Here is a 21,640-nt window from a genome sequence, read left to right on the forward strand (position 1 = left end):
ATTGTGCAGTGCAACAAAATTGACATGAGCGGCCCGCCCGCTTTCTCTCGCATCTAGCCGAAAAGCCCGGAAATCGGCGTGCCATCGTTCCTCTATCGCGCCTTGACGTAACGGCCCGGCGCATCCTCGATCGCTTTCAGATGGCCCTTGCCCGGCTGCCGCGCGCCCTTCGCAGGCACCTGCCGCGAATCACATTTCTCGATCCAGGCGCGCCAGTCCGGCCACCAACTGCCTTTGGTTTCAGTCGCTGCCTCCAGAAACGCTTCCAGCGTCGCCTGCGGCTCGGCCGAGGCCCAATATTGATATTTATTCGCTGCCGGCGGATTGACCACGCCGGCGATATGGCCCGACCCTGCAAGCAGAAACCGGATCGGTCCGCACAGATTCTCCGTAAGTTTCCACACGCTTTCCAGCGGTGCGATATGATCCTCCCGTCCGGCCTGCACATAGGCCGGCGTCATCACCTTGGTCAGGTCGATCGGGGTGCCGTCCACGCTGATCGCACCCGGCACCACCAGCAGATTGTCGCGATAGAGCTGGGTCAGATAGGATTGGTGCCAGCGCGCCGGCAGGTTGGTCGTGTCGCCATTCCAGTAAAGCAGGTCGAAGGGCGGATAATCCATGCCCAGCAGATAATTGTTGACGACATAGTTCCAGATCAGGTCGCGCCCGCGCAGCAGGTTGAAGGTCGCGGCCATGTAGCGCCCATCAAGGAACCCCTTGGACGAGAGTTTCTCCACCATCTTCATCTGCTCATCATCGACGAACAGGGTGAGGTCGCCGGCCTGGCTGAAATCGACCTGCGCTGTGAAGAAGGTGGCGCTGGCCACCTTGTCCCCCTGCCCCCGCGCCGCCAGCAAAGCCAGTGTCGCGGCCAACGTCGTACCTGCCACGCAATAGCCGATGGTATGGACGCTTTCCACCTTCAGCAGATCGCGCACCGTGTCGATCGCGTCGACCTGTCCGCGCAGGATATAATCGTCCCACGCCAGATCCTTCATCGAGGCATCGGCCGACTTCCACGACACCAGAAAGACGCTGATCCCCTGATCCACCGCCCATTTGACGAAGCTTTTCTCCGGCGAAAGGTCGAGGATATAGAAGCGGTTGATCCAGGGCGGGAAGATGATGAGCGGCGTTTCCAGCACCGTTTCCGTCGAGGGGACATAATGGATCAGTTGATAGAGCGGGGTTTCGTGGATGACCTTGCCCGGCGTCGCGGCGATGTTGCGGCCCAGCTCGAACTGGGTGCCATCGGTATGGGTCAATTGCCCCTTTTCCAGATCGGCCAGCATATGCTTGAGGCCCTTGACCAGATTTTCGCCGCCGCTCTCGATCGTCTTGCGCATGACGATCGGGTTGGTCAGCGGGAAGTTGGAGGGCGACAACGCATCCAGCACGCCAGTGGTCGTAAAACGCAGCTTCTGCTTCACCTTGGGATCGACGCCGTCGACCGCATCGGTCAGGCGCGTCAGATAGTCCGATACGAGCAGATAGCTTTGCCGGATCAGGTCGTAGAAGGGATGCTCGGTCCAGGCCGGATCGGAAAAGCGCCGGTCGCGCGCTGCCGCCGGGCTGCCGGCCGGTGCGGGATCGGGATGGTCGCGCAGCAGACCGCCTGAATCCAAGAACCGCTGCCACATCGCCAGCCCTTCATCGGCGAAGCTGGTCTGAATGCGCGACACGGTTTCCGGGTCGAAGGGCAAGGTCCGGCCGGTCGCACCCGCCGCCTGTTCCAGCATCATTTGCTGGGCGCGGCCGATCGTCTGTGTCCACTGCTGCATCAGTTGCAGCGAGGGCAGATGCGGTTCCATGACATCGGCTTTATCCATGGCCACCTTGCTCCTCATGGCATCATTTCTTGGCGCGGCTTTCGCTGGCGCGTCGCAATCGGGCGGGTTATAGCCAGATTGTGACACGCCCACGGCGTGCCGCGCACTATTCCCTACAGAGAGCTTTCAGGAAAGCCCCTATAATGTCCGAAGAATTTTACCGCATGAAGCGTCTGCCGCCCTATGTCATCGCCGAAGTGAACGGCATGCGGGCCGCCGCGCGGGCCGCGGGCGAGGACATTATCGACCTTGGCATGGGCAATCCCGACCTGCCGCCGCCTGACCATGTCATCGCGAAACTGATCGAAGTCGCGCAAAAGCCGAGCGCGCACGGCTATAGCCAGTCGCGCGGCATCCCCGGCCTTCGCAAAGCGCAGGCGAACTATTATGCCCGACGTTTCGGCGTGGAGGTCGACCCCGACAAGGAAGTCGTCGTCACCATGGGATCGAAGGAGGGGCTTGCGAGCCTGGCCACTGCGATCACCGAGCCGGGCGACGTCGTGCTGGCTCCCAATCCCAGCTATCCGATCCATACTTTCGGTTTCATCATCGCCGGGGCGACCATTCGCTCCGTGCCGACGACGCCGGACGAGAATTATTTCAAGTCGCTCGACCGCGCCATGGCCTTCACCGTGCCGCGTCCGTCGATCCTGGTGGTGAACTATCCGTCCAACCCGACGGCCGAGACGGTCGACCTGGCCTTTTACGAACGCCTCGTCGCCTGGGCGAAGGAAAACAAGGTCTGGATCTTGTCCGACCTGGCCTATTCCGAACTTTATTATGACGGCAACCCGACCCCTTCCATCCTTCAGGTGCCGGGCGCGAAGGATGTGGCGATCGAGTTCACCTCGCTGTCCAAGACCTACTCCATGGCCGGGTGGCGCATGGGCTTTGCCGTGGGCAACCAGAAGCTGATCGCGGCGATGACGCGGGTGAAATCCTATCTGGACTATGGCGCGTTCACGCCGATTCAGGCAGCCGCCTGCGCGGCGCTCAACGGGCCGCAGGACATTGTGGAGAAGAACCGCGAATTGTATCACAAGCGCCGCGACGTGCTGGTGGAGAGTTTCGGCCGCGCCGGCTGGGACATTCCGCCGGCCCGCGCCTCCATGTTCTGCTGGGCACCGCTGCCGCCGGCCCTGAAAGACATGGGGAGCCTTGAGTTCTCCAAGCAGCTCCTCACCCATGCCAAGGTCGCGGTCGCGCCGGGCGTGGGCTATGGCGAGGATGGCGAAGGGTTCGTCCGCATCGCCATGGTCGAGAATGAGCAGCGGCTGCGTCAGGCCGCCCGCAATATCAAGCAGTATCTCAAATCCATGGGCGTCAACACCCCGGCCAAGGGGGCGGCCTGATTTGGGCGGCTGGATCACCAGCCGCCCAAATCAGGCCTATGGCCGTTCCCCGGCGAACGCTGGGGTCCAGCCCGAACGCTGGAACTGGACCCAGGCGTTCGCCGGGGAACCATCCTGACAGGAGAGGTCGTTACAGGAGCATGACGATGATCCCCGCCCTGCCCCAGGTCAGCCAAGTCGCGCAGACCATTCAACTGGCACTGGCCCCGGTGTTCCTGTTGGCGGGCATCGGCGCGTTCCTGAACGTCTGCGTCAGCCGCCTGTCGCGGATCATCGACCGGGCGCGCGACGTCGAAAGGCTGGTGCTGTCCACGCGCGGGAAGGAGCATGACCGGATGGTCGCGGAAATCCGCGTACTCGACCGGCGGATGAGCGTGGTCAACAGCGCCATCTTCCTGTCGGTGGCGTCGGCCTGCGCCGTATGCCTGGTCGTCATCCTGCTGTTCGCGGGCAATTTGTTCGATGCCCATCTGGGCACGCCGATCGCGATCCTGTTCAGCCTGGCGATGTTGTTGCAGGCGGGGGCCTTCGCCACCTTCATCCAGGAAATCCGGTTGGCGTCGCGGATCATCCATATTCGCAACGAAGTGTTGTTCCACAAGGTCGAGGAGGAAGAGGCGGCATGACCCGCTTCACCGTCAACGACCGGCCGATCCAGTATCGCATGGACCCACAGACCCCCCTGCTCTGGGCGCTGCGCGATGCGTCCAACCTGACCGGCACCAAATATGGATGCGGCACCGGCGATTGTGGCGCGTGCACCGTGGATATCGACGGGGAAGCAGTGCGATCCTGCCAAGTCACGATCGGCAACACCGAAGGGCGTTTCGTCACCACGATCGAGGCGCTCTCGCCCGATCGCGGCCATCCGCTGCAACAGGCTTTCGCCGCCGACAATGTGTCGCAATGCGGTTACTGCATCCCCGGCGTCATCATGGCGGCGTCCGTGTTGCTGCGCCGGACGAACGATCCGTCGGACGAGGAGATTGACGGCGCGATCACCAATATATGCCGCTGCGGCATCTATCCCCGGCTGCGCGGCGCGATCAGGCGGGCCGGGCGGATCATGCGGGGCGAGGAGCAGGGCGGCAACGCCGCGCCACCGCCCGGCATCACCCCGGAAGATGCGGCACGCACGGTGCCGGCACTGGGGCGCCCGGCCACTCAGCCGAAGCGGTAGCCCGACACGGACCAGCCCATGACCGAACTGCGATGGGTACAGGTGGCGGCATCGTCGCCCCCTGCCCCCAGCGCCACCATCAGCGGCAACAGATGCTCTTCGCGCGGATGGGCGAAACGGGCGTGGGGCAATTGATCCCATGCTGCAACGCGGATGGCGCGGGCTTGCGGATCGGGGTCGGTGACGGCCTTGATCAGGGCATCGTCCCACGCGGTCGAAGGCGCAATCGCCTGCGGCCCGCGGACCCGCAAATTGTGGAAGCTCATGCCGGAGCCGATGATCAGCACGCCTTCATCGCGCAGCGGCGCCAGCGCCCGGCCGGCCGCGATATGGGCAGCGGAATCGAGATCATGGCGCAGCGACAATTGCGCGATCGGGATGTCGGCATCGGGCAACGCCACCTTCATCGGGATGAAGACACCATGGTCCCATCCGCGCGCCGTTTCCTCGCGCGTGGCAAAGCCGGCATCGTGAAGCAGATCGGCGGCGCGATGGGCAAGGTCAGGCGCGCCCGGCGCGTCCCAGCGCAGTTGGTAGGTGTGCGGCGGAAAGCCATGATAGTCGAAGAACAGCGGCGGGCCTTCCCCGCCATGGACGGTGAAGGCGGCTTCTTCCCAATGGCCCGACACCAGCAGGATGGCGCGGGGCCGTTCGGGCAGGCCGGCGATCAGGCCCGCGAGATATTCCTGCATCGGATGCCACATCGGGTCGCTGTGGGGACGGTCCGGGTCGGACGGGTCCATGAAGAAACAGGGGCCGCCGCCATGGGGAATGAAGAAAGTGGGCTGGGTCATGCTGATGTCCGCCAGTAGGATCAGGCGGGCTTAACTTCGCACATTTCCCGCACGTTTCGACATTATGTTGCTTGACCGCGATCCTATTGGAAAGTGGCCCTGCCCGCCGCTCACCCTCTGGCCATCATAGCGCCGCAACGCGATGTAGGACAGGATAGTCGGCATGACCGATAGATCGGCGCAGACCGGCCAGGCTGCAATTGGTGATGTGGAAACTGTCCGTTTCGCCGTTCGCCAAGGCTGTGCGCCTGGGGTTCAGCCCACGACCTCGATCAGCGGGGCCAGCGCCTGCGCCAAAGTCGCGCCGCTATAGGGTTTCTTGACCAGCGTGATCGCCTCGAACCGCGCGGGCAGTTCCAGCCCGTCGCCATAACCGGTGGCGAAGATGAAGGGGATGCCGCGCTTGGCGAGCATATCGGCAATCGGCAGACTGGTTTCAGGCCCCAGATTGAAGTCCAACACGGCCAGATCGACCGGCTGGATCGCGATCGCTTCATGCGCGCGACCGACGCTCGCGGCGGTGACGACGTCGGCGCCCAGATCGCGCAGCGCATCCTCGCCATCCATGGCGATGATCATATTATCCTCGACCAGCAGGACGGTGCGCCCCTTGAGCAGGCCGGGCGCGACCGGCGCGACCGGCTTGGCGCGATCGCTGATAGTCATGTCGGGCAGGACCGACACGACATGAACGGACGGGATGCAGAAATGCGCCTCTATCCCCGCCAGCCGATAGTGGATGTCGGCATGGCCGCCCAGATCATAGGGAATCGACCGTTCGATAACGGTGGAGCCAAAGCCACGCCGGGTCGGCGCCACGACCGGCGGGCCGCTGCTTTCGGTCCAGTCGATCAGCAGGCTGCCATCTTCATCCACGTGCCAGTCGATCGTCACCGTGCCGCTATCCGACAAAGCGCCATATTTGGCGGCGTTGGTCAGCATTTCATGGATCACCAGCGCCAGCACGGTGAAGCAGCCGGGCGTCAGCAGCACATTGGGGCCGGACAAGCGCACCCGGTCGCTGCGTTCGCCCAGATAGGCGCCCGATTCGACCTCGATCAGGTCATAGAGGCGCGCCGGGCTCCAGCGATCGGCGGTGATCTGGTCATGGGCGCGGGCCAGCGCCTGGACGCGGCTTTCCAGCGTGCCGATAAATTCATCGACCGATCGGGCGCTGTCGCGCGTCTGCGACAACAGGCCGCGAATGAGCGAAAGGATGTTGCGGACGCGGTGGTTGAGTTCCGCGATCAGCAATTCCTGCTTTTCGTTTGCCCGCTGCCGTTCCGCATCGGCGGAATCGGACATGCGCAATATGACTTCGAGCAGGGCGGTGCGCAGCGCTTCGGCGACTCGCCGTTCGGCCGGGGTAAAGGGCAGCGCCACGCCCTTCACCAGTTGCGACCAGGATTCAAAACTTTTGCGCGGAGTCAGACGCGGGCCGTTCGGCCCATATTCGATGTCCTTTTCCGGATTGCCTGCCCACCGCACCGAGCGTAGCTGCTCGGCGCGAAACAGCACGACATAGTCGCGCGGCCGACGGGACAGCGGGATCGCCAGCACGCCCGATACGCGATCGGCATAGGCGGCGGCTTCGGGCAGGACCGACGACAGGGTGTCGGTCGTGTACACCTGGCTTGCCGCGACGCGGTTCATCATCGACACGATCGCGGAAAAGGCGGACGCATCCGGAGCCAGTCCGGAAAAGGTCATCTGCCCGTCGATATAGACGCCCACGCCATCGGCGGGAATCGTGTCGAAGATGATGTCCCCCAGCCAGCGGGCGTTGGTCAGCAGGTCATGATCCTGCGCCACCGCCGACAGCAGCCGGTCGGCCACCTGCCGCGCCTTGCCTTCATAAGTGGCGGTTTCGGCCCGCTCGCGGCTTTCCAGCATCATCGAGAAGATCTGGCCGAACAGTTCGGCCGCGCTGCGCTGCGCGAAGGTCGGCAGGCGCGGCGCATAATGGTGGCAGGCGAACAGGCCCCATAATTTCCCCTCTACGACGATCGAGATGGAAAGGGACGCGCCAACGCCCATATTGCCGAGATATTCGATATGGATGGGCGACACCGCGCGGGTGAGGCAGAGCGACATGTCGAGCGCCGCGCCGGTGGGGTCGAGCGTCGGGACGACCGGCACCGGCGCAGCCTTCACATCGGCGATCACGCGGAAGATGTTGCGCAGATAGAGCGTGCGCGCCTGCGCCGGAATGTCGGAGGCAGGATAATGAAGGCCGAAGAAACTGTCGATGCCGGGCTTGAGCGCTTCGGCGACGACTTCGCCATCGCCGGCCTCGGCAAAGCGATAGACCATGACGCGATCGAAGCCGGTCAGCGCCCGCACCTGCCGCGCGCCGTCGCGCAGGAAAGCGGACATGGTATCGGTCTGGGCCAATCGCGCGACCATTGAGCGGACGGTGCTGCTCGCTTCCATCTCGTCATGGCTGGCGGGTTCCGCCTCCACCACCGCCAGCGGGCCGGAGAAGTGGACCGCGACGTCGAAAGCGGGACCGCCGGCGATCAGCGGGATGGAAAAGAGCCGCTCGACCGAATCGGGACCGCGCAGCAGGGTGATGCGGTTGCGCAGGGCATGGATCGCCTCCCCATCCAGCAGATCGGCGATCGGCCTGCCCAGCATATCCTGCGGGGTCAGGCCGATGAACTGCGCACTGTTGGCCGAAACCCGCGACACCAGCCAGTCGGCGGTCAGCGCGATCAGGAAACCGAACGGCTGGACCGTGCCCGGCACATGAATGGGTTCTTGATCGCAATTGTCGAGGTCGACCGCGAAGGCAGGGGCCTGATCTTCCCGATCAGCCATGGGCAGACGCCTGCTGCCCGGCATCGGCAAACAGGGCGAAGGCGGCCTGCGCGCCCTGCACGGCGTCGTCCAGCCAGCCTTCGCCGCCTTCCGCCGCAGCGCTGTCGAGCGCGCGCTGGAAGGCTATCCATTCTCCCTTGCCATGGGCGGCGGAGAGATAAGCTCTGGGCAGGTCGGGGCCGACCTGTCGCGAGAGCATGGCCCCGCCAAGCCGCGATCCCTCCAGCGCATAGCGCAGCCCCCAGTGGAATCCATCGGCCGCATTGGCCTCCAGCGGCAACGGCGCGGGCATGGGCTGGCCGAGCGCGGCAAGATCCTGCGCCAGCAAGGGCAGACGTGGTGCATCGGGCTGCGCGGCCGCCTCCAGACCAGCAAGAGCGCGGGCATGCGCGGTCAGGAAAGCGCGATAGTCGGTTGGCGAATCGAGCGCGAAATCGGCATAGATGGCATCGACACGGCGATGACTGTCCGTCGTCGCCTCGCGTAGGGTCTGACGGACAGTGGGCGTGTCACGGCCAGCATCGGGAGATTTCGTCACTCGGCAGTCCTATAGGCAGTTTCACGGTGACGCACTGATCTGGATCAGCTTTTCGATCGACAGCGGCGGTTTGTCGCATATGCGAACCGCACCGACGTACAGTAGCTGCTCGAACGACTCCTCTTTAACCTACAGTGCCGATTCTTTCAAATCGCTGCATGACGGGTTCAGCATCTCGACATCGCGCCTGTCCTAGAAGACGGATCATGAGGGGGCGTAGTGTCCCCGATCCAGGAAAGTCACGACGATGTTGAGGAAGATGATGCTGGCGGGGCTGATGGGTGCGACGCTGCTGAGCGGTATCGCCCCGGCCTATGCCCAAAGCAACCCGGAGCAACGCAGAGAGCGTGGTGGCGATCGCGCCGCCCGCGCCGAAGCCGGTGTGGCCGTGTCGCGCGGCAATCGCATGAACCAGCCGCGCGGCGATGCCTCACCCCAGCGCTGGCAGCAGCGCCCTGCCGAACGCCCCGCGTCGCCCATGGCGCCGCCACGCCCGGAGGTCCGGCCGGACAATCGGCCGCAGCAACGCTCCGATCAATGGCGCGGCGACCGCAACCAGCCCAATCGCGGGTTGGAGAATGTCGCGCGCGACCGGCAGCAGCGGGCGCAGAACTGGCGCGACCAGCAGCAACGGCAGGAGAACCGGCCCGATTGGCGCAACAATCGCCCGGACGACCGGCGCGATGGCCGCGATGATCGGCGCAACGGTCGGCAGGATGGGCGGCAGGATGGGCGGCAGGACTGGCGCAATGATCGGCGCGACGATCGCCGGGATACTGCGCGGGATTGGCGCACGGAGCGCCGTGACAATCCACGGTGGAACGACAATCGCGGCTGGACCGGGAATGACCGGAACAACTGGAATAATGGCCGGCGCTTCGACGATCGCAGCCGCTGGGCCAATCAGCGGCGCTGGGACAATGGCTGGCGTCAGGACCGGCGCTATGACTGGAACAGCTATCGCAACCGCTATGGCGACCGCTATCGCATGGGCCGCTATTATGCCCCTCGCGGCTGGAACTATGGTTATCGCAGCTTTTCGGTCGGCATCTTCCTGAACAGCCTGCTCTATTCGAACAGTTACTGGCTGGACGATCCCTACAGCTATCGCTTGCCGCCGGCCTACGGCTCGCTGCGCTGGATCCGCTATTATGACGACGCGCTGCTGGTCGACGTGCGCGACGGCTATGTGGTCGATGTGATCAATAATTTCTTCTGGTAACGCCCTTCCTGGACTGGCCTTCAGGAAAGACTCACCCCGGCATGGAAACATGCCGGGGTCTTTTCATGACGGGCATGGCTGTGGCAGGACGCGGTCATGAGCGAAGGACAAGATGATGGCGGCACCGCGTCGCCACTGCGGGCCGGGATCGGCGATGATGTGCGCAGGCGGCTGGACCGCAATCCGATGGTACATCGGATCGACGCGCCCGATCTGGAAATCTATGGTCGCCAGCATTTCCTGAGCGCGGAGGAATGCGCCGGGCTGCGCGCGCTGATCGACGCCGACGCCAAGCCGTCGACGCTGTTTTCCGGCAGCGCCAATGCCGATTATCGCACCAGCCATAGCTGCAACCTCAACCCGTGGGAGGATCTGGTCATGGCGGTGAGCGACCGTATCTGCGCGATGACCGGCCTGCCCACGGGCCATGGCGAAACATTGCAGGGGCAGCGCTATGCGCCGGGGCAGGAATATAAGGTGCATTGCGACTATTTCCCTGTCACGGCGAGCTATTGGCCGCAGATGCGGACCAGCGGCGGGCAGCGGACCTGGACCGCGATGATCTATCTGTCGCCGGTCGAGGCCGGGGGCGAGACGCATTTTCCGCAGTGCGAATTCATGGTGCCGCCGGTCGAGGGCATGATCCTGATATGGAACAATATGGATCGTGACGGGTCGCCCAACCGCAAGAGCCTGCACGCCGCCCGGCCGGTGGAACAGGGCACGAAATATGTCGTCACCAAATGGTTTCGCGAACGGCCATGGGGTTGACCATGCGCGGTTACACTTTGCGACATAAATGACTGGAATCTGACTGATCCATTCTCCGGCCGTTCAGTCGGCGGGGGCCATATCTCTCCTTACAGGCGACAGAGCCGAGAGGTTGGTCGCCCCGGAATATGGGAGATAGAGACATGCGTAAGTTCATCATCCTGGGCCTGCTGGCCGCCACCGTCGTCCCCAGCGTCGCGTCGGCCCAGTCCTATGGCGAAGTCCGTCGCGGCGAACGCAATCTGCGTGAGGAACAGCGCGACCTGCGCCAGGCGCAACGCCATGGCGATCGCCGCGATGTGCGGGAGGCTCGCCGCGACGTTCGCGAAGCCCGTCAGGAAGTGCGCGAAGACTGGCGCGACTATCGCCGCAGCCATCGCGCCGTCTATCGCGGCGGCAACTGGCGCGCGCCCTTCCGCTACAACCAGTGGAATGCCGGTGCACAGCTTCGCCCGGCCTATTATAACTCGCGCTATTATATCAACGACACCAACCGCTATCGCCTGCCCCGTCCGGGCATGAACCAGCGTTGGGTGCGCCACTATAACGACGTGCTGCTGGTCAACGTGCGCACCGGCCGCGTGATTACCGCCCACCGCGCTTTCTTCTGGTAACATATCAGAATCAGAAGATAAAAAAACGGCCCCTGACAGAAAGGTCAGGGGCCGTTTCATGTCTATTCCCCCGACTTGGCCGCGCCGCCCGTTTCCGGGCGCACGCGGCCGATGAAGCGCGCGAAGCGCATCACCAGTCCGAAAGGGGGGTGGACCGATGCGCAAACGCCCGTCCCGGCAATATGTTCCGCCCGCTTATTGATCCAGATCAGGAAGCGAGCGATTCCGCGATCAGCTTGCGGCTGTTGTCCACGCCGTACAACGCGATGAAGCTGCCCATGCGTGGTCCCTGATCGGCACCCAGCAAGGTCTGGTAGAGGGCCTTGAACCAGTCGCGCAGTTCGGCAAAGCCGAACGCTTCATCCTTGCCGATGGCATAGACGATATTCTGGATATCCTCCGCCGTAGCGCCGGCCGGCAGCGCAGCCAGTTCCGCATCGAGTTTGACCAGCGCCGCCGCCTCGTTCGCGTGCGGTGGCCGGCGCTTGAGCGTCGGCGCGACGCAATCGCGGTGATAGGCGAGCGCATGGCCGATCAGCGCGTCCAGTTCGGGATAGGTTTCCGGGCTGGCGCCGGGGACATAGTTCTGGAGATAGCCCCATACCTGTTCGCGGCTGGCATCGCCCATCACGCCGACCAGATTCAGCAGCAAGCCGAAGGTCACCGGCAGTTCGCCGTGGGGCAACTTGCCGTCATGGATGTGATGAACCGGGTTGCCCAATTGCTGCTCGACCGCCTGCTTGGGATAGTTGGTGCGGAACTGCCAATATTCGTCCACCGCGCGCGGGATGACGCCCATGTGCAGTTGCTTGGCCTTCTTGGGTTCGCGATAGGCGTAGAAGGCGAGGCTTTCCTGCGGGCCATAGGTCAGCCACTGCTCCAGGCTGAGGCCATTGCCCTTGGACTTGGAGATTTTCTCGCCCTTTTCGTCCAGGAACATCTCATAATTGAAACCTTCCGGCGGGCGTCCGCCGAGCGCGCGGCAGATCTTGGACGATTGCGTCACCGAATCGATCAGATCCTTGCCCGCCATTTCATAATCGACGCCCAGCGCATACCAGCGCATCGCCCAGTCGACCTTCCATTGCAGCTTGGCCGCCCCGCCCAGGATCGACTGTTCGATCGTTTCCCCTTCATCCACGAATCGGACGATCCCTGCTTCGGCGTCGATCACCTCGATCGGCACCTGCAACACGATACCGCTCTTTGGGGAAATCGGCAGGACGGGCGAATAGGTCGCCGCACGTTCCTTCCGCAGGGTCGGCAGCATGATGTCCATGATCGCCTGATAGCGGCGCAGCACCTGACGCAGCGCTTCATCGAAGGCGCCGGCCTGATATTGCTCGGTCGCCGACACGAACTCATAGTCGAAGCCGAAGCTGTCGAGGAAATCGCGCAGCATCGCGTTATTATGATGGGCGAAGCTTTCGAACTTTTCGAATGGATCGGGCACCTGCGTCAGCGGCTTGCCCAGATATTCGCTGAGCATCGCCTGGTTGGGCACATTGTCGGGAACCTTGCGGAACCCGTCCAGATCGTCGCTGAACGCCACCAGTCGCGTAGGAATATCCGACAGCGCATGGAAGGCGTTGCGCACCATGGTGGTGCGCAGCACTTCGTTGAACGTGCCGATATGCGGCAGGCCCGACGGGCCATAGCCGGTTTCGAACAGGATATGCCCCTTGTCCGGCGCGGCGCCCTCTTTCCCGTTCAGTCCATAACGTTTCAGAAGCTTGCGGGCTTCTTCATAAGGCCAGGCCTTGGATGCGGTTGCGGCGGTGCGGAGGATATCGGACATTGTCATGATTCACGCCCCCTAAACCCTGCTAAAGCGAAAGAAAACGCTATTCGGCCGCGTGAAGCGTTTTGACAATCGTTCGCAGTTTCAGTTTTCGTTAACCTTGCGTACCGATAATAGGATTATTGGAGGCGATATGCAGATACAGCGCAGCCGCGAGCGCATTGCCGTGGACATTCCCATCGTCGTGACGACGGTGCTGGACAGCCTGGACGGCGTGATCGTCGATCTGAGCGAAGGCGGCGCGCAGGTCGTGGGCTGCACCTTGCCCGCCCGGTCGCAATGCCAGATCGATCTGGACGGCTATACCGTGTTCGGCACGGTCCGCTGGTCCGAAGAGGACCGCATGGGCATCCGCTTCCCCTATGAACTGAACGAAGGCCCGCTTTACGAGCGCCTTGAAATGGCCCGCGCCGCCAAGCGCGCGCCGGTCGCTTTCCAGCCCCGTGCCGTGAACACCGGATTTGGTGGCGGCCATGCCGGCGGCGGCGGTTTTGGTCGGCGCACCGGCTGACCGGGCCGACAGCGCGAGAACCATATTTCAGTTTTCCTTTTGTTCCTGCTCGCCTAGACACGGGCCAGTGATCGACCCCGCCACCCTACCCGCGCTCCACGCCAGCCATGGCGGCATCTGGTTGCGCGAAGGCGACCGTACCCAGGCACTGGCCAAGGGGCAGGCGATCGCCCGCAGCGCCGAAACGCCGGTGCTGCTGCTCAACGCCCCGCTGACCGGACAACGGCTGGGCTATCCTGAACTCAACGGCCTCGACCTGCTCGAACTCTGGGCCTTCCTGCATCCCGCACGCTTTCTGGTGCCTACGCCCAAGGGGCTGGCGGAAGCGTTGGGCCTGCCCGCGCCGGCGAATGAGGGCGATATTCCCGCGCTGCTGCAACAGGGCGCGGCGATGCTGCTCGACCGGCTGGAAGCACCGGACTGGACGGAACGCGAGGGCGGATGGACCGCCGCGCAGGCCCTGCACCGGCTGCGCTGGCCCTGGTCGCCGCTGGTCGCGCCGCGCATCGCCCGCCCGCGTGAGGCAGAACGCTGGCTGTTCACCAAATTGCCCGAATGGGAGGAGGCGCAGCCCCGCCCCACCCCGCGTACCGTCAGCCTGAAGGAGGATCAGGTGCTGGCCCGGCTGGACGCGCTGACCGGCAAGGGTGCCGAACCGCGCCCCGGACAACGCGCCTATGCCGCCGCCGCCCGCATGACCTTCACCCCGCGCAAGCATCGCGACCAGCCCAATATGCTGCTGGCCGAAGCGGGCACCGGCATCGGCAAGACATTGGGCTATCTGGCCCCCGCCTCTCTCTGGGCCAGCGAAGCGCAGGGCACGGTTTGGGTTTCGACCTATACAAAGGCATTGCAACGCCAACTCGACCGCGAATCGCTGCGTCTGTTTCCTGATGCGGCTGTGGCGGCGAAGCGGGTGGTGGTGCGCAAGGGGCGGGAAAATTATCTCTGCCTGCTCAATCTGGAAGATGCGTTGCAGGGCGGCTTTACCGGCCGCGCGGCGATATTGGCGCAACTGGTGGCGCGCTGGGCCGCGTTCAGCAAGGATGGCGACATGGTGGGCGGCGACCTGCCCGGATGGTTGCCGACGCTGTTCCGCCGCAACGGCTCCACCGCGCTGACCGACCGGCGCGGCGAGTGCATCTATGCCGGCTGCCCGCATTATCGCAAATGCTTCATCGAGCGGTCGGCGCGGGCGTCCGCCGACGCCGATATCGTCATCGCCAATCACGCGCTGGTGATGATCAACGCCGCGCGCGGACGCGAAACCGGGCAAAGGCCGCAGCGCATCGTGTTCGACGAGGGGCATCATCTGTTCGACGCGGCGGATTCGACCTTCTCCGTCGCTTTGTCGGGGCAGGAGGCGATCGAGCTGCGGCGCTGGATCATGGGGCCGGAAGGCGGATCGCGCGGGCGACGCCGGGGTCTGGCCGCGCGCCTGTCCGACCTTGCCAGCTATGACGAGGAAGGCGGTCAGGCGATCCGCGCGGCGATCGACGCGGCGCAGGCGTTGCCCGCCGACGACTGGTTGAAGCGCATCGTCGCCGGCGAGCCGTTCGGGCCGCTGGAGGCGCTGCTCGCGGCGGTGCGCGGCACCGTCTACACCCGCGCAGAAGCAGCGGGCGAGGCGGATGCCGGCTATGGGCTGGAAACCGAGCTGGCCGAACCGGACGGCGCGCTGGTCGAGGCGGCGCAGGAGGCGGCGCTGGCGCTGGATGCGCTCATCAAGCCGCTGGTGCGGCTCGCCCGGCGGCTGGAAGCGGTGATCGAGGATGCGCCCGACTGGCTGGACGGCGCGGCGCGGGCGCGGGTGGAAGGGGCGATCGCCTCGCTGAGCTGGCGGCGCGACCTGATCGCGGCTTGGCTGGCCTTGCTGGCGCGGATCGGCGGGCCGGCCGACCCGGACTATGTCGACTGGATGACGGTCGACCGGATCGAGGGGCGCGAATATGACATCGGCATCCATCGCCACTGGCTGGACCCCACGCGACCGCTGGCTGAGACGGTACTGAAGCCCGCACAGGGCGTGCTGCTGACGTCCGCCACGCTGAAAGGCGGCGGCGACTGGAGCAATGCGGAGGCGCGCAGTGGCGCTGCCCATCTGCCCCATGGCGCGGAACGGTTCGAGGCGACCAGCCCGTTCGACTATCCCGGCCGGGCCGAAGTGCTGATCGTCACCGACATCAAGCGCGGCGATATTGCGGCGCTGTCCGGCGCCTATGGCCGGCTGATCGAGGCGGCGGGCGGGGGTACGCTGGGGCTGTTCACCGCGATCCGCCGGTTGCGCGCGGTGCATGCGCGGATCGCCGACCGGCTGGCGCGCGCCGGACTGCCGCTCTACGCCCAGCATGTCGATCCCATGGATACCGGAACGCTGGTCGACATCTTCCGCGACGATCCACGCGCCTCGCTGCTGGGCACCGATGCGTTGCGCGACGGCGTGGACGTGCCGGGCCATTCGCTGCGGCTGGTGGTGATGGAGGGCGTGCCATGGTCGAAACCCACCGTGCTGCATGCGGCGCGACGGCTGGCCGGGGGCGGCAGCGCCTATGACGACCGACTGATCCGGGCGCGGCTGGCACAGGCGTTCGGACGGCTCATCCGCCGGGCCGAGGACAAGGGCAGTTTCGTCATCCTGTCCGCCGCCATGCCCAGCCGGTTGCTCAGCGCCTTCCCGCCCGGCACGCCGATCCGTCGGCTGACACTGGACGAGGCGATCATCGCGGTCAGCGTGCAAGCGCGCGAACAGGCCCTTGGCGCAGCGCCCGCTTTGGGGCATCAGGGGCGCGAATCCGGCCTTCCCCAACAGGAGACACAATGAAGCGGTTGACCCTGTTGCGCCACGCCAAGTCGGATTGGGACGATCCGGTCGCGCGGGATTTCGACCGGCCGCTCAACGGTCGGGGGGAAAAGGCCGCCCTGCTGATGGGCCGGTTCGCCGCGCAGCGCGCCATACGCTTCGACATGCTGGTCGCTTCGCCTGCCGTGCGGGTGGTGCAGACGCTGGAAACCTTCTTCGCGGGCTATGGCGAGACGCTGGACGCGCGCTGGGACCGGCGTATCTACCTCGCCTCCGCACCCACTTTGTTCGACGTCATCCGCGACCTGCCCGACAGCGCCGACAGCGCGCTGCTGGCCGGGCATAATCCGGGGCTGGAGGAACTGATCCTGGACCTCGTTCCCGACGACGGCATCAGTCCGCTGCGCGAGGATGTGGAGATCAAGTTTCCCACGGCCAGCATTGCCGTGCTGGACCTGCCCATCGACCGGTGGAACGACGCGCGGGAGAATATCGCGACCCTCGCCAGCTTCACCCGCCCGCGCGACCTGGACCCCGCGCTGGGGCCTGAATCGCGCTAAACATCCTCATCGATCTCGTACTAAACCGTTCGTCCTGAGTAGCCAATGAGCGAAGTCGACATGGCGTATCGACGGATATTGCGAGCCTGATGCTTCGATGCGGGTCTTCGACTGCGCTCAGACCCACTCAGCACGAACGGTTGTGGTATAATATAAATTCACCCAACCATTTACGCCTGCCCCGCAAACCCATCCGTCGCGCGGATGAGCGCGTCCATGATGCCCGGCTCGTTATAGGCGTGGCCCGCGCCCTCGATCATTTCGAAGCGGGCCTTCGGCCAAGCGCGGTGCAGCGCCCAGGCGGTTTCCGCCGGGCAGGCCATGTCGTAGCGCCCCTGCACGATGACGCCGGGAATATCGGCGAGCTTGCCGGCGTCGCGGAGCAACTGGCCATCCTCCAGCCAGCCGCCGTGAACGAAATAATGATTTTCGATCCGGGCGAAGGCCAGTGCGAAATCATCCGCATCATGGGTCGCCGATAAAGCGGGATCGGGCAGCAGGCGGATCGTCTCCCCTTCCCACACGCTCCAGGCGCGGGCGGCGGCGATTTGCGCCGCGCGATCATCCCCGGTCAGACGGCGGCGATAGGCATCGACCAGATCGCCCCGTTCGCTTTCCGGGATCGGCGCGACGAACCGCTCCCATTTGTCGGGATAGATGCGGCTGGCGCCTTCCTGATAATACCAGTCGATCTCGCTTTGCCGAATCGTGAAGATGCCGCGCAGCACCAGTTCCGTCACGCGATCCACATGCGTCTGCGCATAGGCGAGCGCCAGCGTCGATCCCCAGCTCCCGCCGAAGACCAGCCATTGGTCCACGCCCATCATCGTCCGCAGCCGCTCGATATCGGCGACCAGATCCCAGGTCGTGTTCGCCTCCAGATTGGCATGTGGCGTCGACTGGCCGCAGCCACGCTGGTCGAACAGCAGTACGTCGTAGCGGGCAGGATCGAAAAGCCGGCGATGATCGGGCGATATGCCGCCGCCCGGTCCGCCATGCAGGAACACGGCGGGTTTGGCACCCGGCGTACCGGCCCGCTCCCAATAGATATGATGGCTGTCGCCGACATCGAGATGGCCGGAGGCATGAGGTTCGATCGGGGGATAAAGCGTGCGCATGGCGCCACCCTATAAAGCGGCGGCGTGGAAGGAAAGCCTTTGAACGCAAGGCGCGGGATGCCCCGGACGCGGGTTACCGCCATGCTGGCCCCATGGACCTGACCGACCTTGACCGCCATGGCGCCGTGCGCCTGCCTGCCTTGCTGTCGCCCGACCAGTGCGCCGCCCTTATCGCGCTATGGGACAACCCAGCCGCCTTCCGCAAGGAGGTGGTGATGGCGCGCCATGGCTTCGGCAGCGGGCGCTATCGCTATTTCGCCTATCCCCTGCCCGATCCGGTGGCGATGCTGCGGGAGCGACTCTATCCCGCGCTGGCACGTCATGCCAATGGCTGGGCCGAAACATTGGGCACGGATGGCATCTATCCGGCACGCCACGCCGATTATCTGGCGCGCTGCGCGTTGGCGGGACGGGACAAAGCGACGCCGCTGCTGCTGCGATACGAAACCGGCGACTGGAATGCGCTGCATCAGGATGTCTATGGCCCGCATATCTTCCCGCTACAGGTCGCGATCCTGCTGTCCCGGCCGGAGCACGATTTTACCGGCGGGGCCTTCGTCCTGACCGAGCAGCGGCCACGCATGCAGTCGCGCGCCGAGGTCGTACCGCTGATGCAGGGTGACGCCGTCATCTTTCCGGTGCGCGACCGACCGGTCATGGGTACGCGCGCCGTCTATCGCGTGCAGATGCGGCACGGCGTCAGCCGCCTCCTGTCAGGCGTGCGGCACACATTGGGCATCATTTTTCACGACGCCCCCTGAACCCCGGCCAGCCCCCGTTCAGCCCGCATGGTTACATCTTGCGACACATATCGCTGGTTGTTGCCAGAATTTTGCGACAAGCGCCTGCTAGTCCATCGGTCAGATCAAAGAATTACATGGGGGTTTTCGTGCGTCTTTCTGCGTCCATCATCAGTATCGCGCTCATGACCGGCGTCGCGCCCGGTGCGCTGATGGCGCAGGAGGAAACGCAAGCTGCTCAAGCGGCCCCGGTCGACGATGGCGAGGAGATCATCGTCACCGGCCAGCCGCAGCGCGGTTCGGTGATCGGCAATGTCCAGCCGGAACAGCAATTGTCCGGCGCGGATGTGCGGGCGCTGGGCGTCACCTCCATTTCCGAACTCATCACCGAACTGGCGCCTCAGACCAACGGTACGCCGGTCATCCTGCTGAACGGCAAACGCATTTCCAGTTTCTCCGAGATTCAGGACATCCCGTCCGAAGCGGTGGCGCGCGTCGACATATTGCCCGAACAGGTCGCGCTGTCCTATGGCTATGCGCCGACCCAGAAGGTGGTGAACATCGTCCTGCGCCAGCGTTTTCGCGCGGAGACGGCGGAAGGCCGCGTCGGCACCACGACGCAGGGCGGGCGTGAAAATGGCAAGGTGGAAGCGGGCCTGCTGCGCATCCAGGGCGACAATCGCTTCACGCTGAACCTGCAATATAGCCGCGCCGCCGCGCTGCTGGAAAGCGAGCGCGGCATCACCGCGACCGCACCCAATCGCCCCTATGCGCTGAACGGCAACATCGTGGGCACCGGCACCGATGGCGAGATCGACCCTGCACTGTCCGCGCTGGCCGGCCAGACAGTTACGGTAGCCGGCGTCCCCGGCAGCGCGGCGTCCGGCGCGCCGTCGCTGAGCGATTTCGTCGCGGGCGCCAACATCACCAGCGTCAGCGACCTGACCCGCTATCGCACGCTCAGCCCGGAAACGGAGAGCTTTTCCGCCAACGCCACCCTCGCCCGTGCGCTGGGCGGCATATCGGCGACGTTGAACGGGCGGCTGGAACTATCGGACAATGACAGTTTGCAGGGCCTGTCCTCCGCCGCCTTCGACCTGCCGGCAGGCAGCGCTTTCTCCCCCTTCGCCAACGACGCCACCCTCTATCGCTATCTCGCGCAGGGCGGCGCGTTGCAGCAGCAGATCAGGGGCACGACCGGCCATATCGGCCTGACCCTGAACGGACAATTGGGCCGCGGCTGGCAATGGTCCTTCACCGGCAATGGCGACCTGTCGATCACGCGGACCCGTACCGATCGCGGCATATCCACTGACGCGATTCAGGCGGCGCTGGATGCCGGCGACGCCAGCGTCAATCCCTATGGCAGCTTCGCTCCCGCGCTGATCGCCACCCGCCTGACCGACCGCGCCCGCGCCAAAAGCCAGGCGTTGCAGGGCGACCTGCTGATCAGCGGCACCTTGTTCGAACTGCCCGCCGGCGGCGTCACCACGTCGATGAGCATAGGCGCGTCGGCCAATGGCTTTACCAGCCGCTCGGTCCGCTCCGGCGTGGAGAGCGGCAGCGATTATAGCCGGGAAATCGGCAGCGGGCAGATCAGTCTGGACCTGCCGATCACCAGCCGCTCGCGCGGCGTGCTCGGCGCGGTGGGCGACGTCGCGGTCAACCTGAACGCCGCCGCGCAACATTATTCGGACTTCGGCACCCTTTCGACGCTGGGCTATGGCCTGCGCTGGAAGCCGGTGGACGCGGTGCAAATCCTTGCCTCCGCCAATCAGGATCGCGCCGCGCCGACCGGGGCGAACATCACCGATCCGCTGATATCCACGCCCAACGTGTCGGTGTTCGACTATGCGACCGGGCAGACCGTATTCGTCACCCAATTGTCGGGCGGCAATGCGGCGCTCAGGGAAAGCGTGCGCGACCAGTTTCGCCTGAGCGCGCGGATCAAGCCGTTCGAAAAGCCGAACCTGACGATGACGGCCACCTACCTCAACAGCCGCACGCGCAACCCGATCGCCGCTTTCCCGACGCCCACGCCCGCGCTGGAGGCAGCCTATCCGCAACGCTTCCTGCGCGATGCCGACGGCAATCTGTTGCAGGTCGATGCCCGGCCTATCAATTTCCTGTCGTCGCAAAGCGAACAGCTACGTTGGGGCGTGGACCTGTCGATCCCGATCAAGTCGCATATCCAGAAGCTGATGGAAGCCTGGCGCGCGTCCGGCGGCAAGCCGGAGGACCGTCCGCCCGAATTGCAGGCGCTGTTCGGCAATCGCCAGCCCCGTGGCGAGGGCGGCCCGCCGTCCGGCGCAGGGGGAGAAGGCGGTGAGCGACGGCGCGGCGAGGGCGGCGCGGGACCGGGTTCGAATGGACCGGGCGGCGGCGGGCCTCGCGGCGGCGGATTTGGCGGCGGCGGCCGGGGCGGCGGCCAGGGCGGCGGGCGGATGACCTTCAGCCTCTATCACACCTGGCATCTGACCGAGAGCATCCAGATCGCGCCGGGCGTGCCGCAACTCGACCTGCTGGACGGCGACGCCACCGGATCGTCGGGCGGCCAGCCCCGGCATGAGGTCGAGGCGCGGATCGGTTATATGAACAACGGCATCGGCGCGCGGCTGGGCATCGACTGGGAAAGCGGCACCCATGTGGACGGCGCGCTGACCGGCACGGCGGGCGGTGCATCGCGGCTGAACTTCGGCAGCCTCGCCACCGCGAACCTGCGCCTCTTCGCCAATCTGGGACAGGTGCAGGGGCTGGAGCGCAGGATCCCCTTCCTGCGGGGCGCGCGCATATCCTTCAATATCGACAATATCTTCAACCAGCGCCGCGAGGTGACCGACGCGACCGGCACGACGCCGCTGCGCTATCAGCCGGGCTATCTGGACCCACTGGGTCGCACCGTGTCGATCAGCTTCCGCAAGCTGTTCTCCCCCAATTTCGCGGCCAATCGTCCGCGTAGTTAAATGCGCGTTAGGCACGGCTAAAGC

At 64.9% G+C, this 21,640-nt stretch carries 17 protein-coding genes; 11 read left to right on the plus strand and 6 right to left on the minus strand.

The window, feature by feature from the left end; all coding sequences use genetic code 11:
- Positions 1–92 precede the first annotated feature (92 nt).
- On the minus strand, positions 93–1,832 hold the full coding sequence (locus ASE85_RS18345; RefSeq protein WP_056691894.1) for a PHA/PHB synthase family protein: 1,740 nt from the start codon (positions 1,830–1,832) through the stop codon (positions 93–95).
- Positions 1,833–1,975: 143 nt separating this feature from the next.
- Here ASE85_RS18345 and ASE85_RS18350 point away from each other — a divergent pair, with 143 nt between their 5' ends.
- The 3 genes from ASE85_RS18350 (at position 1,976) to ASE85_RS18360 (ending at position 4,364) form a co-directional block, all read left to right on the plus strand.
- Entirely contained in the window at positions 1,976–3,184 is a 1,209-nt protein-coding gene (locus ASE85_RS18350) for an LL-diaminopimelate aminotransferase (RefSeq protein WP_056691898.1), read from the plus strand.
- 146 nt (positions 3,185–3,330) lie between these two features.
- Positions 3,331–3,810 carry a DUF2721 domain-containing protein gene (locus tag ASE85_RS18355; protein WP_200928399.1) on the plus strand — a complete coding sequence of 160 codons (480 nt, stop codon included), beginning with the start codon at positions 3,331–3,333 and terminating at the stop codon, positions 3,808–3,810.
- Entirely contained in the window at positions 3,807–4,364 is a 558-nt protein-coding gene (locus ASE85_RS18360; RefSeq protein WP_056691909.1) for a (2Fe-2S)-binding protein, read from the plus strand. Before ASE85_RS18355 ends, ASE85_RS18360 begins: the two co-directional genes overlap by 4 nt.
- Here ASE85_RS18360 and ASE85_RS18365 read toward each other — a convergent pair.
- The 3 genes from ASE85_RS18365 to ASE85_RS18375 form a co-directional block, all read right to left on the minus strand.
- Positions 4,349–5,158 carry a DODA-type extradiol aromatic ring-opening family dioxygenase gene (locus ASE85_RS18365; RefSeq protein ID WP_056691912.1) on the minus strand — a complete coding sequence of 270 codons (810 nt, stop codon included), beginning with the start codon at positions 5,156–5,158 and terminating at the stop codon, positions 4,349–4,351. The two genes, ASE85_RS18360 and ASE85_RS18365, sit on opposite strands and share 16 nt — an antisense overlap.
- Before the next feature lie 255 nt (positions 5,159–5,413).
- The gene (locus ASE85_RS18370; RefSeq protein WP_056692079.1) at positions 5,414–7,978 is read right to left on the minus strand and encodes an HWE histidine kinase domain-containing protein; all 2,565 of its coding nucleotides are present in this window, start codon (positions 7,976–7,978) and stop codon (positions 5,414–5,416) included.
- Entirely contained in the window at positions 7,971–8,516 is a 546-nt protein-coding gene (locus ASE85_RS18375; RefSeq protein WP_056691915.1) for a biliverdin-producing heme oxygenase, read from the minus strand. The genes ASE85_RS18370 and ASE85_RS18375 overlap by 8 nt, the downstream gene beginning before the upstream one ends.
- A gap of 247 nt (positions 8,517–8,763) precedes the next feature.
- Between ASE85_RS18375 and ASE85_RS18380 the strand changes: the two genes are divergently transcribed.
- The 3 genes from ASE85_RS18380 (at position 8,764) to ASE85_RS18390 (ending at position 11,123) form a co-directional block, all read left to right on the plus strand.
- Positions 8,764–9,738 carry an RcnB family protein gene (locus ASE85_RS18380; protein WP_056691921.1) on the plus strand — a complete coding sequence of 325 codons (975 nt, stop codon included), beginning with the start codon at positions 8,764–8,766 and terminating at the stop codon, positions 9,736–9,738.
- A 96-nt stretch (positions 9,739–9,834) separates the two neighbouring features.
- On the plus strand, positions 9,835–10,509 hold the full coding sequence (locus ASE85_RS18385) for a prolyl hydroxylase family protein (protein ID WP_056691924.1): 675 nt from the start codon (positions 9,835–9,837) through the stop codon (positions 10,507–10,509).
- A 143-nt stretch (positions 10,510–10,652) separates the two neighbouring features.
- Entirely contained in the window at positions 10,653–11,123 is a 471-nt protein-coding gene (locus ASE85_RS18390) for an RcnB family protein (RefSeq protein ID WP_056691928.1), read from the plus strand.
- Between the two features lie 208 nt (positions 11,124–11,331).
- On the opposite strand, the gene ASE85_RS18395 is transcribed toward ASE85_RS18390, so the two are convergent.
- Positions 11,332–12,927 carry a lysine--tRNA ligase gene (locus tag ASE85_RS18395; RefSeq protein WP_056691933.1) on the minus strand — a complete coding sequence of 532 codons (1,596 nt, stop codon included), beginning with the start codon at positions 12,925–12,927 and terminating at the stop codon, positions 11,332–11,334.
- A gap of 130 nt (positions 12,928–13,057) precedes the next feature.
- On the opposite strand from ASE85_RS18395, the gene ASE85_RS18400 reads away from it, so the two are divergent.
- The 3 genes from ASE85_RS18400 to ASE85_RS18410 all read left to right on the plus strand — a co-directional run bounded on the left by ASE85_RS18400 (position 13,058) and on the right by ASE85_RS18410 (position 16,795).
- Positions 13,058–13,435: a PilZ domain-containing protein gene (locus ASE85_RS18400; protein WP_056691936.1), complete on the plus strand. Its 378-nt coding sequence runs from the start codon at positions 13,058–13,060 to the stop codon at positions 13,433–13,435.
- A 67-nt stretch (positions 13,436–13,502) separates the two neighbouring features.
- Entirely contained in the window at positions 13,503–16,256 is a 2,754-nt protein-coding gene (locus ASE85_RS18405) for an ATP-dependent DNA helicase (protein ID WP_056691939.1), read from the plus strand.
- On the plus strand, positions 16,253–16,795 hold the full coding sequence (locus ASE85_RS18410; protein WP_056691941.1) for a SixA phosphatase family protein: 543 nt from the start codon (positions 16,253–16,255) through the stop codon (positions 16,793–16,795). Before ASE85_RS18405 ends, ASE85_RS18410 begins: the two co-directional genes overlap by 4 nt.
- A 170-nt stretch (positions 16,796–16,965) precedes the next feature.
- Here ASE85_RS18410 and pip read toward each other — a convergent pair whose 3' ends face one another.
- Complete coding sequence (pip, locus tag ASE85_RS18415; protein ID WP_056691945.1) at positions 16,966–17,913, minus strand: prolyl aminopeptidase; 948 nt, start codon at positions 17,911–17,913, stop codon at positions 16,966–16,968.
- Positions 17,914–18,005: 92 nt separating this feature from the next.
- Between pip and ASE85_RS18420 the strand changes: the two genes are divergently transcribed.
- Positions 18,006–18,674, plus strand: coding sequence for a 2OG-Fe(II) oxygenase (locus ASE85_RS18420; RefSeq protein ID WP_056691948.1), 669 nt, complete (start codon positions 18,006–18,008; stop codon positions 18,672–18,674).
- A 116-nt stretch (positions 18,675–18,790) separates the two neighbouring features.
- The gene (locus ASE85_RS18425; RefSeq protein WP_443018546.1) at positions 18,791–21,616 is read left to right on the plus strand and encodes a TonB-dependent receptor; all 2,826 of its coding nucleotides are present in this window, start codon (positions 18,791–18,793) and stop codon (positions 21,614–21,616) included.
- Positions 21,617–21,640: the final 24 nt, after the last annotated feature.

The organism is Sphingobium sp. Leaf26 (assembly GCF_001421665.1).
Classification (GTDB): Bacteria; Pseudomonadota; Alphaproteobacteria; order Sphingomonadales; family Sphingomonadaceae; genus Sphingobium.

Excerpts from the sequence above, each read along its gene's own strand:
- ASE85_RS18355 (WP_200928399.1), top strand. The coding sequence starts at position 3,331 with ATGATCCCCGCCCTGCCCCAGGTCAGCCAAGTCGCGCAGACCATTCAA.
- ASE85_RS18380 (WP_056691921.1), top strand. The coding sequence starts at position 8,764 with ATGTTGAGGAAGATGATGCTGGCGGGGCTGATGGGTGCGACGCTGCTG.
- ASE85_RS18425 (WP_443018546.1), top strand. The coding sequence starts at position 18,791 with ATGGGGGTTTTCGTGCGTCTTTCTGCGTCCATCATCAGTATCGCGCTC.
- ASE85_RS18420 (WP_056691948.1), top strand. The coding sequence starts at position 18,006 with ATGGACCTGACCGACCTTGACCGCCATGGCGCCGTGCGCCTGCCTGCC.
- ASE85_RS18345 (WP_056691894.1), bottom strand. The coding sequence starts at position 1,832 with ATGGATAAAGCCGATGTCATGGAACCGCATCTGCCCTCGCTGCAACTG.
- ASE85_RS18365 (WP_056691912.1), bottom strand. The coding sequence starts at position 5,158 with ATGACCCAGCCCACTTTCTTCATTCCCCATGGCGGCGGCCCCTGTTTC.
- ASE85_RS18350 (WP_056691898.1), top strand. The coding sequence starts at position 1,976 with ATGTCCGAAGAATTTTACCGCATGAAGCGTCTGCCGCCCTATGTCATC.
- ASE85_RS18410 (WP_056691941.1), top strand. The coding sequence starts at position 16,253 with ATGAAGCGGTTGACCCTGTTGCGCCACGCCAAGTCGGATTGGGACGAT.
- ASE85_RS18360 (WP_056691909.1), top strand. The coding sequence starts at position 3,807 with ATGACCCGCTTCACCGTCAACGACCGGCCGATCCAGTATCGCATGGAC.
- pip (WP_056691945.1), bottom strand. The coding sequence starts at position 17,913 with ATGCGCACGCTTTATCCCCCGATCGAACCTCATGCCTCCGGCCATCTC.
- ASE85_RS18370 (WP_056692079.1), bottom strand. The coding sequence starts at position 7,978 with ATGGCTGATCGGGAAGATCAGGCCCCTGCCTTCGCGGTCGACCTCGAC.
- ASE85_RS18395 (WP_056691933.1), bottom strand. The coding sequence starts at position 12,927 with ATGACAATGTCCGATATCCTCCGCACCGCCGCAACCGCATCCAAGGCC.
- ASE85_RS18390 (WP_056691928.1), top strand. The coding sequence starts at position 10,653 with ATGCGTAAGTTCATCATCCTGGGCCTGCTGGCCGCCACCGTCGTCCCC.
- ASE85_RS18400 (WP_056691936.1), top strand. The coding sequence starts at position 13,058 with ATGCAGATACAGCGCAGCCGCGAGCGCATTGCCGTGGACATTCCCATC.
- ASE85_RS18385 (WP_056691924.1), top strand. The coding sequence starts at position 9,835 with ATGAGCGAAGGACAAGATGATGGCGGCACCGCGTCGCCACTGCGGGCC.